At 71.3% G+C, this 13919-nt stretch carries 14 protein-coding genes; 1 reads left to right on the forward strand and 13 read right to left on the reverse strand.

Going from position 1 to position 13919, the window contains the following annotated elements; genetic code table 11:
- Positions 1-95: 95 nt before the first annotated feature.
- From atpD to J7462_RS13975, 9 genes are all read right to left on the reverse strand, one after another.
- The gene (atpD, locus tag J7462_RS13935; protein ID WP_208568410.1) at positions 96-1553 is read right to left on the reverse strand and encodes a F0F1 ATP synthase subunit beta; all 1458 of its coding nucleotides are present in this window, start codon (positions 1551-1553) and stop codon (positions 96-98) included.
- Complete coding sequence (locus J7462_RS13940) at positions 1553-2482, reverse strand: F0F1 ATP synthase subunit gamma (protein WP_219464440.1); 930 nt, start codon at positions 2480-2482, stop codon at positions 1553-1555. Before J7462_RS13940 ends, atpD begins: the two co-directional genes overlap by 1 nt.
- 9 nt (positions 2483-2491) lie before the next feature.
- Positions 2492-4135, reverse strand: a complete 1644-nt coding sequence (gene atpA, locus J7462_RS13945; RefSeq protein WP_219464442.1) for a F0F1 ATP synthase subunit alpha — start codon at positions 4133-4135, stop codon at positions 2492-2494.
- Positions 4136-4222: 87 nt separating this feature from the next.
- On the reverse strand, positions 4223-5044 hold the full coding sequence (locus J7462_RS13950) for a F0F1 ATP synthase subunit delta (RefSeq protein WP_208568407.1): 822 nt from the start codon (positions 5042-5044) through the stop codon (positions 4223-4225).
- Positions 5044-5583 (reverse strand): F0F1 ATP synthase subunit B, encoded by a 540-nt coding sequence (locus J7462_RS13955; RefSeq protein WP_208568406.1) that lies wholly within the window; start codon positions 5581-5583, stop codon positions 5044-5046. The genes J7462_RS13950 and J7462_RS13955 overlap by 1 nt, the downstream gene beginning before the upstream one ends.
- A gap of 29 nt (positions 5584-5612) precedes the next feature.
- Positions 5613-5846, reverse strand: a complete 234-nt coding sequence (locus J7462_RS13960; protein ID WP_067312849.1) for an ATP synthase subunit C — start codon at positions 5844-5846, stop codon at positions 5613-5615.
- 137 nt (positions 5847-5983) lie between these two features.
- Positions 5984-6781, reverse strand: a complete 798-nt coding sequence (gene atpB / locus J7462_RS13965; RefSeq protein WP_208568405.1) for a F0F1 ATP synthase subunit A — start codon at positions 6779-6781, stop codon at positions 5984-5986.
- A gap of 11 nt (positions 6782-6792) precedes the next feature.
- Positions 6793-7029, reverse strand: coding sequence for an AtpZ/AtpI family protein (locus J7462_RS13970; RefSeq protein WP_208568404.1), 237 nt, complete (start codon positions 7027-7029; stop codon positions 6793-6795).
- Between the two features lie 178 nt (positions 7030-7207).
- Entirely contained in the window at positions 7208-7633 is a 426-nt protein-coding gene (locus J7462_RS13975) for a hypothetical protein (RefSeq protein ID WP_219464443.1), read from the reverse strand.
- 138 nt (positions 7634-7771) lie between these two features.
- Here J7462_RS13975 and J7462_RS13980 point away from each other — a divergent pair, with 138 nt between their 5' ends.
- Positions 7772-9232: an SDR family oxidoreductase gene (locus J7462_RS13980; protein ID WP_219464444.1), complete on the forward strand. Its 1461-nt coding sequence runs from the start codon at positions 7772-7774 to the stop codon at positions 9230-9232.
- A 131-nt stretch (positions 9233-9363) separates the two neighbouring features.
- On the opposite strand, the gene J7462_RS13985 is transcribed toward J7462_RS13980, so the two are convergent.
- The 4 genes from J7462_RS13985 to prmC all read right to left on the reverse strand — a co-directional run bounded on the left by J7462_RS13985 (position 9364) and on the right by prmC (position 13877).
- Positions 9364-11484, reverse strand: a complete 2121-nt coding sequence (locus tag J7462_RS13985; protein WP_219464445.1) for a transglycosylase domain-containing protein — start codon at positions 11482-11484, stop codon at positions 9364-9366.
- A 246-nt stretch (positions 11485-11730) separates the two neighbouring features.
- Complete coding sequence (locus J7462_RS13990) at positions 11731-12342, reverse strand: phosphotyrosine protein phosphatase (RefSeq protein WP_219464446.1); 612 nt, start codon at positions 12340-12342, stop codon at positions 11731-11733.
- Positions 12343-12987: an L-threonylcarbamoyladenylate synthase gene (locus J7462_RS13995; RefSeq protein WP_208568501.1), complete on the reverse strand. Its 645-nt coding sequence runs from the start codon at positions 12985-12987 to the stop codon at positions 12343-12345.
- A complete protein-coding gene (prmC, locus tag J7462_RS14000) occupies positions 12987-13877 on the reverse strand; it encodes a peptide chain release factor N(5)-glutamine methyltransferase (protein WP_374197521.1) in 891 nt (296 codons plus the stop codon). Before prmC ends, J7462_RS13995 begins: the two co-directional genes overlap by 1 nt.
- Positions 13878-13919: the final 42 nt, after the last annotated feature.

Below are 13919 nucleotides of genomic sequence, written 5' to 3' on the forward strand. Positions count from 1 at the left end.
GGCAACCGGACACCGGCCCCCAGCAGGCACAACAACGGCCGAAGGCCACCCCGGCTCGCGCCGGGGTGGCCTTCGTGGGACGACTGTCGAGGGGCTCAGCCCTCCGACATCAGCTCCTTCGCCTTGCGCTCCAGGTCCTCCAGACCACCGCACATGAAGAAGGCCTGCTCGGGGAAGTGGTCGTACTCACCCTCGCTGATCTTCTTGAACGCCTCGATGGTCTCGGCGATCGCGACCGTCGAGCCCGGCACACCGGTGAACTGCTCGGCGGCGTAGGTGTTCTGCGAGAGGAAACGCTCGATCCGGCGGGCCCGGCCGACGGTGAGCTTGTCCTCCTCGGACAGCTCCTCGATGCCGAGGATCGCGATGATGTCCTGGAGGTCCTTGTAGCGCTGGAGGATGCGCTTGACCTCGGTGGCCACCGTGAAGTGCTCCTCGCCGACGAACTCCGGGGCGAGAATCCGGGACGAGGACGCCAGCGGGTCCACGGCCGGGTAGATGCCCTTGTCGGAGATCGACCGCTCCAGGTTGGTGGTCGCGTCCAGGTGGGCGAACGTGGTGGCCGGCGCCGGGTCGGTGTAGTCGTCGGCGGGCACGTAGATCGCCTGGAGCGAGGTGATGGCCTGGCCCCGGACGGAGGTGATCCGCTCCTGGAGCTCGCCCATCTCGTCGGCCAGGGTCGGCTGGTAACCCACCGCGCTCGGCATCCGGCCGAGCAGGGTGGAGACCTCGGAACCGGCCTGGGTGAAGCGGAAGATGTTGTCGATGAAGAGCAGCACCTCCTGCTTCTTGACGTCCCGGAAGTACTCGGCCATGGTCAGCGCCGACAGCGCCACCCGCAGCCGGGTGCCCGGCGGCTCGTCCATCTGGCCGTAGACCAGCGCGGTCTTGTCGATGACGCCGGACTCGGTCATCTCGGCGATGAGGTCGTTGCCCTCACGGGTGCGCTCACCCACGCCGGCGAAGACCGAGGTGCCACCGAAGTTCCGGGCCACCCGGGTGATCATCTCCTGGATCAGCACCGTCTTGCCCACGCCCGCGCCGCCGAACAGGCCGATCTTGCCGCCCTTGACGTACGGGGCGAGCAGGTCGATGACCTTGATGCCGGTCTCCAGCATCTCGGTCTTCGGCTCCAGGTCCGCGAAGGCCGGGGCCTTGCGGTGGATGCCCCACCGGTCGTCCGCGTCGAGCGTCTCGCCCTCGGTGAGGTTGAGGCACTCGCCGATGGCGTTGAAGACGTGGCCCTTGACGGCGTCGCCCACCGGGACGGTGATCGGGGAGCCGGTGTCGACCACCTCGGCGCCCCGGACCAGACCGTCGGTCGGCTGCATGGAGATGGCGCGGATCAGGTTGTCACCCAGGTGCTGGGCGACCTCCAGGGTCAGCGTCTTCTCACCACCGGAGAGGTTCACCTCGACGTGCAGGGCGTTGAACAGGGCCGGCATGCCGTCGCGCGGGAACTCGGCGTCGACGACCGGGCCGATGACCCGAACCACGCGACCGGTGGCCGTCCTGGTCTCTGCCGGTCCCCCGGCAACTGCGGATACAGTCATCACACTTCACTTCCCGACGCGGCCAGCGCGTTCGCGCCGCCGACGATCTCACTGATCTCCTGGGTGATCCCGGCCTGGCGGGCCGAGTTCATCTCACGCGTGTACTTCTCGATCATCTCTTCGGCGTTGTCGGTGGCGCTCTTCATCGCCCGCCGCCGGGCCGCCGACTCGCTCGCCGCCGACTCCAGCAACGCCGCGTAGATCCGCGTGTTGATGTACCTCGGCAACAGCGCGTCGAGCAGCGACTCCGCCTCCGGCTCGAACTCGTACGCCGGCAGCAGCCCCTCGGAGCGCGGCCGGTCCTCGACCTGCATCGGACCGATGATCTTGGTGACCGGGTTCTGCGTCATCAGGCTGTGGAACTCGGTGTAGACGATGTGCAACTCGTCGATGCCGAGCACGCCGTCCGGCCCGGCGTCACCGTCGGTGTCGTCGGCACCGGCGGTGAACGCCGCGATCAGCGTCTCGCCGACCTCACGGGCGTCGGCGAAGGTGGGCTGCTCCGAGAAGCCGGTCCAGTTCGCCGCGATCTGCCGGTTGCGGAACCGGTAGAACGTCAGGCCCTTGCGCCCGATGACGTAGAGCACCGGCTCCTTGCCGTCGGCGGTGAGCCGGGCGATCAGCGACTCGGCGGTCCTGATCGCGTTGGAGCTGTACCCACCGGCCAGGCCCCGGTCGGAGGTGACCAGCAGGACGCCCGCCCGCCGCACCCGCTCGCGCGGGGTGAGCAGCGGGTGGTCGATCCGGGCGTTCGAGGCCAACGCCGTGAGCACGCCGGTGATCGCCTGGGCGTACGGCAGAGACGCCGTCACCCGGGCCTGGGCCTTGGCGATGCGGCTCGTCGCCACGAGCTCCATCGCCTTGGTGATCTTCTTCATCCCCTTCGCCGAACGGATCCGTTGACGAAGAACGCGTACCTGGGCCGCCATGACTCAGCCCTACTGCTTCTCGGCGTCGCCGCCGGCGTAGCGGGTGACCGTCTCGCGGTCGGCCTCACCCTCCAGCGGCTTGGCGGGCGCGTCGTTGACCCGGTGCTCGTCGGCCTTGCCGAGGAAGACCTGCTTGAACTCGGCGATGGCCGAGTCGAGCGAGGCCGCGATGTCGTCGCCCCACTTGCCACCGGCGATCGAGGCCAGCACGCCCTCGTGCTTGTGCCGCAGGTACTGGAGGAACTCCGACTCGAAGCGACGGACCTCACCGACCGGGACGTCGTCCAGCTTGCCCTCGACGCCGGACCAGACCGAGACGACCTGCTCCTGCACCGGGTACGGCGAGTAGTTCGGCTGCTTGAGCAGCTCGACCAGCCGGGAACCCCGGTTCAGCTGGGCCTGCGAGGCCTTGTCCAGGTCGGAGGCGAAGGCGGCGAACGCCTCCAGCTCACGGAACTGGGCCAGGTTGAGCCGCAGCGAGCCGGAGACCTTCTTCATCGGCTTCATCTGCGCGGCACCACCGACCCGGGAGACCGAGGTGCCGACGTTGATGGCTGGCCGGACGCCCTGGTTGAACAGGTCGGACTCCAGGAAGATCTGGCCGTCGGTGATGGAGATGACGTTGGTCGGGATGAAGGCCGAGATGTCGTTGGCCTTCGTCTCGATGATCGGCAGGCCGGTCATCGAGCCGCCACCCAGCGCGTCGGAGAGCTTCGCGCAGCGCTCCAGCAGGCGGGAGTGCAGGTAGAAGACGTCACCCGGGTACGCCTCACGGCCCGGCGGGCGACGCAGCAGCAGCGACACGGCCCGGTACGCCTCGGCCTGCTTGCTCAGGTCGTCGAAGACGATCAGGACGTGCTTGCCGCCGTACATCCAGTGCTGCCCGATGGACGAGCCGGTGTACGGGGCGAGGTACTTGAAGCCGGCCGGGTCGGACGCCGGGGAGGCCACGATGGTGGTGTATTCCAGCGCGCCCGCGTCCTCCAGGATGCCCTTGATCGAGGCGATCGTGGAGGCCTTCTGGCCGATGGCGACGTAGATGCAGCGGACCTGCTTCTTCGGGTCGCCGGAGCGCCAGTTGTCCCGCTGGTTGAGGATGGTGTCCAGCGCGACGGTGGTCTTGCCGGTCTTCCGGTCGCCGATGATCAGCTGCCGCTGGCCCCGACCGATCGGGGTCATCGCGTCGATCGCCTTGATGCCGGTCTGCAGCGGCTCGTCGACGGACTGCCGGGACATCACGTTCGGGGCCTGGAGCTCCAGCTCGCGGAAGCCCTCGTCGGCGATGTCGCCGAGGCCGTCGATCGGCTGGCCGAGCGCGTTGACCACGCGGCCGAGGAAGGCGTCGCCGACCGGGACGGAGAGCACCCGGCCGGTGCGCTTGACGCGCTGCCCCTCCTCCAGCTTGGCGGAGTCACCGAGAACGACGACACCGATCTCCCGGACGTCGAGGTTCAACGCCACGCCGAGCGTGCCGTCCTCGAACTCCAGGAGTTCGTTGGTCATGGTCGAGGGCAGGCCCTCGACGTGGGCGATGCCGTCACCGGTGTCGGCGACGGTGCCGACCTCCTCGCGGGAGACGTCGGTCGAGTAGGAGGAGACGTAGCGCTCCAGGGCGCCGCGGATCTCCTCCGTCGAGATGGTCAGCTCGGCCATCCTCTGCTTCCTTAAAATTCAGGGGCCCGGGATACCTAGTACCGACCGGTCCGAATGGCGTCGATCAAAGGGCGGCGAGGCCGCTGGTCAGCGCTGCACGAGCGCGTTGCGGGTCTCGTTGAGGCGGCGCAGGACGGTGCCGTCGTACAGGTCGGAACCGACCCGCACGCTCACCCCACCGAGCACCTCCGGGTCGACCGTCTGCTTGACGGAAACCTCTCGACCGTACATCGCGGAGAGGCGGGCACCGAGCCGTCGCTCGTCGGCCTCACTCAACGGGGCAGCCACGGTCACGTACGCGACCTGGCGGTCCCGCCGGTCGGCGGCCAGCTCGACCAGCCGGGTGAGCGCCCCGGTGAAGGAGCGTCCCCCGAACCCGCCGAGAGCCACCTCGACGAGGCGGACGGTGACCGGACGGGCCTTGCCGGCGAGCAGTTCCCGGGCCAGCGCGGCCCGCTGCCCGGCCGGGGCGATCGGGTCGGCCAGCGCCGCGGAGAGCGCGGACTGACCGGTGACCACCTGGCCGAAACGGAACAGCTCGTCCTCGACCTCACCGAGGTCGCCGGCGGAGTCGGCGCTGGCCAGCAGCGCCTCCACCCCGAGCCGCTCGGTGCCGTCGAGCAGCTCCGACGGTGCCGACCAACGGCCGGCGACCAGGCCGGACAGCAGGTCGAGCGCGTCCGCGCCGATCTTGCCGGCCAGGATGCCGGTGAGCAGCGCCGCACGGTCGTCGCCGCTGCGGGCCGGGTCGGACAGCGCCCGGCGCAGCCGCGGCTCACCCCGCAACAGGGCGGCGACGGCGAGGATGTCGTCGGCGGTGGAGGCCACCACCGACGGCTCCGCACCGCGGACGTACGCGTCGAGGCGCTCGGCCGCGATCGCGTACGACTCCCGGCTGGCGGCCTGCATCAGCGGGCCCCCGTGCTCTCGAGGTTGCTCAGGAACCGGTCGACGGTGCCCTTGCGGCGGGCCTCGTCGGCCAGCGACTCCCCGACGATCTTGCTGGCCAGGTCGACCGCGATGGTGCCCACCTCGGTACGCAGCTCGCGCACGATGGTGGCCCGCTCCGCGGCGAGCTGCTCCTTGCCGGCCGCGATGATCCGGTCGGATTCCTCCCGCGCCTTGCCGAGGATGTCCTGCCGGATGCCCTCCGCGTCGGCCCGGGCGTCGTCCCGGATCTTGGCAGCGTCGGTACGCGCCTCGGCGAGCTGCGCGCGGTACTGCTCGAGGAGCTGGTTGGCCTCGGCCTGGGCGGCCTCGGCGCGCTTGATGCCGCCCTCGATCGCGTCGACCCGGGCCTGGAACGTCTGTTCCATGCGGGGGAAGACGAACTTCATCAGGACGAAGCAGAGTACGGCGAAGGCGACGCTGCCGACCACGATCTCCTGCCAGATCGGGATGATCGGGTTGTGCGTCGACTCACCACCCTCAGCGGCGAGGAAGTACATGGATGACCTCCTGGTCTGCGGGGACTGGGTCAGCCGGCCCAGATGAAGCCGAAGGCGATGCCCAGCAGCGCGAGCGCCTCGATGACGGCGAAGCCGATCCAGACGTACGGCAGGGTCATCCGGGACGACTCCGGCTGGCGGGCGGTCGACTGGATGTAGGCGGCGAAGACCAGGCCGACGCCGATGCCCGGGCCGATGGCGGCGAGGCCGTAGCCGATGGCGGCGGTGCTGCCGGTGACCTCGGCGAGAACGCTAGCGTCCATGGGTGTGGTTCCTCCTGGGTATCTCGCGTGACTCTCACGCGGGACGACAACGGGTTGATGCGGTGGACCAGTGCTCGCACGCTGGCGAGCCCCCGCCCGGTGGACCAGTGCTCGCTCGCGAGCCCCCGCCCGGTGGATCAGTGCTCGTCGGCGAGCGCGCCCTGCACGTAGCTTGCGGTGAGGACGGTGAAGACGTATGCCTGCAGGCAGATGACCAGGAACTCGAGGAAGGTCAGCGCGATGGTCATCACCCAGGACAGCACCGAGACCGGCGCCAGCCAGGCGTTGGCGCTGATCATCGCGAAGCCGCCGAGGGTGAAGACCAGCAGCAGCATGTGCCCGGCGAACATGTTGGCGAACAGACGCACGGCCAGCGAGAACGGCCGGACGATGAAGGTCGAGAAGAGCTCGATCGGGATCAGCAGCGGCAGGATGAACCAGGGTGCCGGCGGAACCAGAGAGTTCTTGAAGTACTTCACGAAGCCGTGCTGCCGGATGCCGATGTAGTTGAACAGCACGTAGCTGATCACCGCGAGGATCGCCGGGAAGGCGATGTGCGAGTTCGGCGAGATCTGGAACAGCGGCACGATCGCGAAGAAGTTGGTCAGCAGGACGAAGCAGAAGAGCGTGGTGAAGTACGGCGCGAACCGCACCCCCCGGTGCCCGAGCATGTCGACCGCGATGTTGTTGCGGACGAAGCCGTAGATCGACTCGGCGAGCCACTGCTTCTTGGTCGGGACCAGCTGCGGCTTCCGGTAGGTCGCCAGGAAGAAGATGATCAGGATGCCGGCCGCGACCCAGACCATCGCCGTGATCTTCGTGAACCAGTACGAGTCGTGCGCACCCCAGGGCAGGATGCTGGGCAGGTAGAAGTCCTCCACGCTGGGTGGGAATGCCGCCTGGCCCGCTGCCAGGACGTTCGCCTGTCCGAACACCGCGTCCCTTCCTAAGTAGGCGTGCCGAGCCGACGGACGACCAGGATGATCCCCCCGGCCATGCCGAGCACGACACCGATCCCGGTGGCGATGCCGCCGGAGTCGAGCCACTGGTCGACCAGCCAGCCGATGAAACCCCAGACGAGCATGCCCCCGATGAGGTACGAGAGCGCGGTCCAGCCCTGACCGGCGCCGGTCGGAACGTCGTCCGGACCGCCGGTGGGTTGGGGGGTTTGGTCACCAGCCATGACGGGGCGAACGATATCAGTCGGGAAGACGAGGCTGTGCCTCACCCCCCGCACAACCGTCGTTGTGTGGGCATCAGGCGGGCTCCATCGTCTGGGGGCACGCTACTCCCCTTCGGCCAGTGAGAGAATGACCGCACGCCGACAGTCGCCCACCCGTCCACCATGTGGGACGCCCGGTTCACGGTCGACGGGAATTCCTGCTGCTCAGCCACCAGATGTGCACTCCGGTCCAGACCGCCACGCCGGCGGCGATGCCGACACACAGCGGCACCAGGCCGTCCCAGCCGGTCGACGCCACCGCCACCATGACCACCCCCAGCAGGGTGAACTTGGCGATGTACAGGCCCAGCCCGAGCGGCAGCACCAACTGCGGGTTGATCGCGTCGGCCCAGGCCAGCACCACTGTGGTCAGGGTGTAGCTGAGCACGGTCACCGCCACCCCGGCCGCCGCGCCCGCCGCCGCGGCTCCGCCGCCGGTCAGCCCGCCGACCACCGCCGCGACCGCCCCCAACACCGCCGAGGCGGCCAGCAGCACCGGCAGGTGGCGCAACCGCCAGCCCCGTTCGTCGGCCACCTCCGGCGCGCGTACCCCCGGCTCAGCCACGCGAGTCCACCGGACTGCCGAAGACCAGCCGGACCAGCTCCGGACCAGGGGCGTCGAGCCGGTCGAGGGCCGGTTCCCACAAGGTGTGCTTCGCGTTCTCCACAGCGAAAGAGTCTACGGAGCCGCACACTGGAGACCGTGAGATGCCTCGTCACCGGCGCCACCGGCTACATCGGTGGACGACTCGCGCCCCGGCTGCTGGCCGAGGGGCACCAGGTGCGCTGTCTGGCCCGCAGGGCGGGTCGGCTGCGCGACGTGCCCTGGGCGGCCCGCGCCGAGGTGGCCGAGGGGGACCTACGCAAACCCGAGACGCTGTCGGCCGCGTTCGCCGACGTCGACGTCGCGTACTACCTGGTGCACTCGCTCGGGCAGGCCGACTTCGAGGCCGCCGACCGGGAGGCCGCCACCCACTTCGCCGCGGCCGCCGCGGCCGCCGGCGTACGCCGGATCGTCTACCTGGGTGGGCCGGAGCCGGCGGCGGGCGGCGGCGTGCCGTCGCCGCACCTGCGGTCCCGGGCCGAGGTGGCCCGGATCCTGCTGGCCGGCGAGGTGCCCACGGTGGTGCTGCGGGCCGCCGTGATCATCGGATCCGGGTCGGCCTCGTTCGAGATGCTGCGCTACCTCACCGAGCGGCTGCCGGCCATGGTCACCCCCCGCTGGGTCGGCAACCGGATCCAGCCGATCGCCGTCCGGGACGTGCTGCGCTACCTGGTCGGCTGTGCCACCCTGCCGGCCGAGGTGGACCGGGCCTTCGACATCGGCGGCCCGGACGTGCTCACCTTCCGGGAGATGATGCAGCGGTACGCGCAGGTCGCCGGGTTGCGCCGCCGGATCATCGTGCCGGTCCGCCCGCTGACCCCGGCGCTCTCCTCGCACTGGGTGGGGCTGATCACCCCGGTGCCGAACGCCATCGCCCGGCCCCTGGTCGAGAGCCTGATCCACGAGGCGGTGGCGCACGAACACGACATCGCCCGGTGGCTGCCCGACCAGCCCGGCGGACTGACCGGCTTCGACGACGCCGTCGCGCTGGCCCTGACCATGGTGCGCGACGCCCAGGTGGAGACCCGCTGGTCGAACGCGAGCGGCCCGGACGCACCGGCCGAGCCGCTGCCGTCGGACCCGCACTGGTCCGGCGGCACGGTCTACACCGACGTCCGGGAACGCGAGGTCGACGCCTCGCCGGCCGAGCTCTGGCGGGTGATCGAGGGCGTCGGCGGTGAACACGGGTGGTACTCGTTCCCGCTCGCCTGGTCCGTCCGGGGTTGGCTGGACCGGCTGGTCGGCGGGGTGGGGCTGCGCCGGGGCCGCCGTGACCCGCACCGTCTCCAGGTCGGCGAGGCGTTGGACTTCTGGCGGGTGGAGGAGATCGTCCCGGGTGAGCTGCTCCGGTTGCGTGCCGAGATGCGCCTTCCCGGCCGGGCGTGGTTGGAGATGCGCGCGGAGCCGCTCGGCGAGGGCCGCACCCGCTACGTCCAACGCGCCGTCTTCCTCCCCCGCGGCCTGCCCGGCCATCTCTACTGGCTCTCGGTGGCCCCCTTCCACGCCGTCGTCTTCGGCGGCATGGCCCGCAACATCGCCAACCACGCCCCGACCCCCTGATCCCCTGCCCCCGCTCCCCGCTCTGTCGATCATGGAGTTGTGGTGGCCGGATCAGCCTGTTTTAGCCTGTTCTGCGAGCACCACAACTCCATGATCGACGGGGGGCGGGTGGGCGGGGGGCGGGGGCGAGGTCAGTTGCCGGTGCGGGGGGTGGGGGTGAGGCGGTAGGTGATGGACTCGTTGGGTGGGACGAAGTCCCGGACGGGGGTGTCGGACAGGGCGGCGGCGAGGATCCGGCCCACCGCGTCGACCATCCGGGACTGGACGGCGGCACCGACTGCGTCCCGGGGGTCGTCCGGGTTGGCGGCGATCTGGGCGACCGCGAGCTGCGGGGTGAAAGCCACCACCGACTCGGTCTCGTTCCGCTCCGAACTGCCGGTCTTGCCGGCCACCGGGCGACCCAGCCCCGTCCGGAGCTTCTCCGCCGTACCACCGTCGCAGCGGCGGTACATCGACTGGTCGCCGACCGGACAGCGGGCCGCGTCGGCGGCGGCCCGGGCCACCTCGGTGTCGACCACCTGCCGGCAGTCGGGCCGGCCGGCGGCCACCTCCTTCCCGGCGTTGTCCCTGATCGACACGACCGGCAGCGGCGCACACCAGGTCCCCTCGGCGGCCACCGTGGCGTACGCGTTGGCCAGGTCGAGCGGGGTGGTGGAGGAGACCCCCAGGGTGAACGCCCCCCAGTCGCGGGCCCCGGACCGGGCCAGTTCGGCGTCGTCGGCGGCGCGGAACCGGATGCCCAGCCGCTCGGCCATCTCCACCACCCGGTCCGCGCCGACCTGCTCGGTGAGCCAGGCGAAGTAGGTGTTCACCGAACGGCCGAAGGCGGTCCACATGGTGCGGTAGCCGTCCATCCACTCGGGGGTGGCGTTGGCCGGGCACCACCGGCCGCCGCAACTGGCCCGGGCGTCGTCGGTCGGGAAGCGGGTCACGATCCGGCTGGGCGCGATGAAACCCGTCTCCAGGGGCCGCCCGGACTCCAGGGCGGCCAGCAGGGTGAACAGCTTGAACGTCGAGCCGGCCTGGTATCCCTCGATGCCGCCGCCACCAGCGATCAGCTGGTTGACCGTGTTCGGATAGTTCCGCTGCCCGGCCGGGTTGGGGGTGACGCTGTAGTGGCGGTTCACCGCCAGGGCGAGCACCCGCCCGGTGCCGGGCTGGACCACCGCCACCGGCGCCGCCCGGGGATCGTCGACGTCGTAGATGTCGGTCGCCTGGCGGACGGCGGAACGCTGCACGGCCGGGTCGAGCGAGGAGACGATCCGGAAGCCGCCCCGGCGCAGGTTGTCCTGCCGCTCGGCGGCGGTGGCACCGAAGGCGGGCTGGTCGCTCCACCACTGGGTGAACCAGTCGCAGAAGAAACCCCAGTCGTTGCGCTGCTCGGGCACGGCGGTGCAGTCGTTCGGCGTCCGGCTGGGGCGCAACGTCAGCGGCGCGTCCCGGGCCACCGCCGCGTCCTCCGCCGGCACCTGGGCCAACGCCACCATCCGGTCCAGCACGTACGACCGGCGGGTCAGCGCCGCGTCGGTGTCGCCGTTGATCGGATCGTCGGTGTCCGGGGAGCGGACCAGCCCGGCCAGCAGCGTCGCCTGGGCCAGGGTCAGCCGGGCCGGGGTGGTGGAGAAGTACCGCTTGGCCGCCGCGGCGATGCCGTACGCCCCGGCACCGAAGTACGCGATGTTGAGGTAGCGGGTGAGGATCTCGTCCTTGGTCAGTTCGCGCTCCAGCGCCAGGGCGTACCGCATCTCCTGGAGCTTGCGGGCGGTGCTGATCTCGGTGGCCTTCTTCCGCTGCTCCTTGGTCAGCCGGGGATCGCTGCTGAGCACGTTACGGACGTACTGCATGGTCAGCGTGGAGGCACCCTGCCGGGCCCGGCCGTCGCGCTGGTTGGCGGTGAAGGCCCGGACCACGCCCCGCACGTCGACACCCCGATGCTGGTAGAACCGGGCGTCCTCGGCGGCCACGATCGCCTGCCGCATCACCGGGGCGACCTTGGCCAGCGGCACGTCCACCCGGTCCTCGGTGTAGAACGAGGTGATCAGGGTGACGCCGTCGGCGGCGTAGAGGGTGGAGCGTTGGGCGGTGGGTGGGGTGCGCAGCGTGTTGGGCAGCTCGGCGTAGGAGGACGCCAGCCCGCCGAAGCCGATGCCGAACACCAGGGCGAGCGGCAGGGCGGCCGCCGCCAGCACCAGACCGGCGAGCACGCCGGCGATCAGCACGGTGAACACCTTGTCGAGGTGGGCCCGGATCATCAGTGCTCCCCGCAGGAGTCGTCAGGACCCGTTCAGCATGACCCGCAAAACCACCCGAACTCTCATCTTTCCCCGAAACCGGAGGAAGATCGCGAGAAGGACACGGCGCGCACTGCGGGACACGCCGCACCCATCACCCGCAGGAGACCGGCACCGCCACCCGCCGCAACCGGCGCGGCCGGGAGTCCGGCACCCCGCCTTGAAGCCAGCGCAGCGCGAAGACCGGAAGCCAGGGCAGCGAGAAGATCAGGGCAGCAGCGCCGAGGCGAGCGGGTGCACCGTCTCCTCGATCTCGTCGGCCACCCGGCTGAAGCACTGGTCACCCCGGCCCCACGGATCGTCCAGGTCGTCGGAGTGCAACGAGGCCGCCCCCTGCCGGGCCGCGTCGACCGCCGCCACCAGGGCCACCCCCCGGGCGTACACGGCGTCCGGGGTGGCCTGGGCCGATGGCAGGGCGGCCACGTCCACCGTGGCGAGCAGCCGGCCGAACTCCCCCAGCACGAAGGTGCGACCGGCCGCGTCCGGGCGCAACGCCACCACGTACTCCTGCTGGTCGGCGGTGGCGGTGAGGACGAGGTCGGCGGCGTCGATCAGGTCGGAACGCAGCTTGCGGGCGGCGAACCCGTCCACGTCACCACCGCGGCCCAGCACCTGCCGGGCGGCGGGCGGGTTCATCTCCTCCCCCGCGTGCCAGCCGCCGGTGCCGGCGCTGTGGCTGTGCAGCAACGCGTCCGAGCCGGCCGGGTCGACGCCGAGCCGGCCCAACCGCTCGCGGACGGCGAGCACCAGCAACCGCTCGGCCATCGGGGACCGGCAGATGTTGCCCATGCAGACGTGCAGGACGGTGAACGGCGGCACTCAGGCTCCCCGCTCGTCGAGGATGTCCGGCGCCACGTCACGGAGCTGGTCCAGGTTGATCGCGCCGACCCGGAGCAGCCGGGGCACCTCGGCGGTCAGGTCGACGATGGTGCTCGGCACCGGATCGGGGCACTCCCCGGCCTCCAGATAGACCCGCACCGAGTAGCTGAGCTGGTCGCGGGCCTGCTCGGCGGTCAGTGCCGCCGGCTGGCCCACCTTGTTGGCCGAGGCCACCGCCATCGGGCCGGTCTCCCGCAGCACCTCCAGCGCCACCGGGTGCAACGGCATCCGCACCGCGACCGTCCCGCTGGCGTCGCCCAGGTCCCAGGCGAGGCTCGGCGAGTGCTCCACCACGATGGTCAACGCCCCCGGCCAGAACGCCTCGACCAGGTCACGGGCCGCCTTGGGCAGCGAGAAGACCAGGCCGTCGAGGGTGTGCCGGGAACCGATCAACACCGGCGGCGCCGCCTGGCTGCCGCCCCGGGCATCGGAGAGGGCCTTCACCGCGTACGGGGTGAACGCGTCCGCGCCGATCCCGTAGACCGTGTCGGTGGGCAGAACGACCAGCTCGCCGTTCTTGACCGCCTCGATCGCCGCGGCGACACCGCGGTCCCGGTCGGCGGGCGACCGACAGTCGTAGAGCATCACGAGGAGCCAGTCTGCCACGCCGACGCCCGGACGGCGTGCGGGCCGTCCGACCGGCGGGACGCGGTGGCGAACCGGGCCCGCCCGGCCAGGTCCCGGTGGGCCCGCACCGCCGCGTACCGGCCGTCGGCGGTGAGCAGCGCCGGCACCGCCGCGCCGTGCGTGTCGTCGTGCTCGACGCCCAGCTCGCCGCCGGGTCGTAGCAGCTCGGCCGCCCGGCGCAGCACCGGCCGCAACACCGTCAACCCGTCGGCCCCGCCGAACACCGCCTCGTCCGGGTCGTACCCGGCCACCTCCGGCGGGACCGCCACCGCACGCGGCACGTACGGCGGGTTGCACAGCAGCACGTCCACCGCACCGACCAGGTCGGCGAGCAGCCCCGCACCGGTGACGTCGGCCACCACCACCTCGACCGGCCGGTCCCCGGCGGCGGCCCGCTCGGCGGCGTTGCGGCGCAGCCAGGGCAGCGCGGCCGGGGACCGCTCCACCGCCACCACCCGGGCCGCCGGCACCTCCTGGGCCACCGCCAGCGCGATCGCCCCCGAACCGCTGCACAGGTCGACCACCACCGGGGCGTCCCGGGTCAGCGCCCGCTCGATCCCCCAGCCGGCCAGCAGCTCCGTCTCCGGGCGGGGCACGAAGACCCCCGGCCCGACCGCCAGCTCCAGGTGCCGGAAACCGGCCCGGCCGGTCAGGTGCTGCAACGGCTCACGATCGGCCCGCCGGGCCACCAGCGCCTCGTAGCGGGTCCGCTGGGCGTGGGTGAAGCCGTCGGACAGCACGAGCCGCCCCCGGGGCACCTCCAGCACGTACGCGGCGAGCTGCTCCGCCTCGGCGCGGGCCGACGCCACCCCGGCGGCGGCGAGGGTACGGGCGGCTCGGGCCACCACGGGCGAAGTCCGCTCGCGTTCTGTCCCTTCGGACGGGTGGCG

The organism is Micromonospora sp. RL09-050-HVF-A, from assembly GCF_019374995.1.
Taxonomy (GTDB): domain Bacteria; phylum Actinomycetota; class Actinomycetes; order Mycobacteriales; family Micromonosporaceae; genus Micromonospora; species Micromonospora antibiotica.

Bases quoted from the DNA above. Each gene is read 5' to 3' on its own strand.
- atpD (WP_208568410.1), bottom strand. From the start codon at position 1,553: ATGACTGTATCCGCAGTTGCCGGGGGACCGGCAGAGACCAGGACGGCC.
- J7462_RS13940 (WP_219464440.1), bottom strand. From the start codon at position 2,482: ATGGCGGCCCAGGTACGCGTTCTTCGTCAACGGATCCGTTCGGCGAAG.
- atpA (WP_219464442.1), bottom strand. From the start codon at position 4,135: ATGGCCGAGCTGACCATCTCGACGGAGGAGATCCGCGGCGCCCTGGAG.
- J7462_RS13950 (WP_208568407.1), bottom strand. From the start codon at position 5,044: ATGCAGGCCGCCAGCCGGGAGTCGTACGCGATCGCGGCCGAGCGCCTC.
- J7462_RS13955 (WP_208568406.1), bottom strand. From the start codon at position 5,583: ATGTACTTCCTCGCCGCTGAGGGTGGTGAGTCGACGCACAACCCGATC.
- J7462_RS13960 (WP_067312849.1), bottom strand. From the start codon at position 5,846: ATGGACGCTAGCGTTCTCGCCGAGGTCACCGGCAGCACCGCCGCCATC.
- J7462_RS13970 (WP_208568404.1), bottom strand. From the start codon at position 7,029: ATGGCTGGTGACCAAACCCCCCAACCCACCGGCGGTCCGGACGACGTT.
- J7462_RS13985 (WP_219464445.1), bottom strand. From the start codon at position 11,484: ATGATCCGGGCCCACCTCGACAAGGTGTTCACCGTGCTGATCGCCGGC.
- J7462_RS13995 (WP_208568501.1), bottom strand. From the start codon at position 12,987: ATGCTCTACGACTGTCGGTCGCCCGCCGACCGGGACCGCGGTGTCGCC.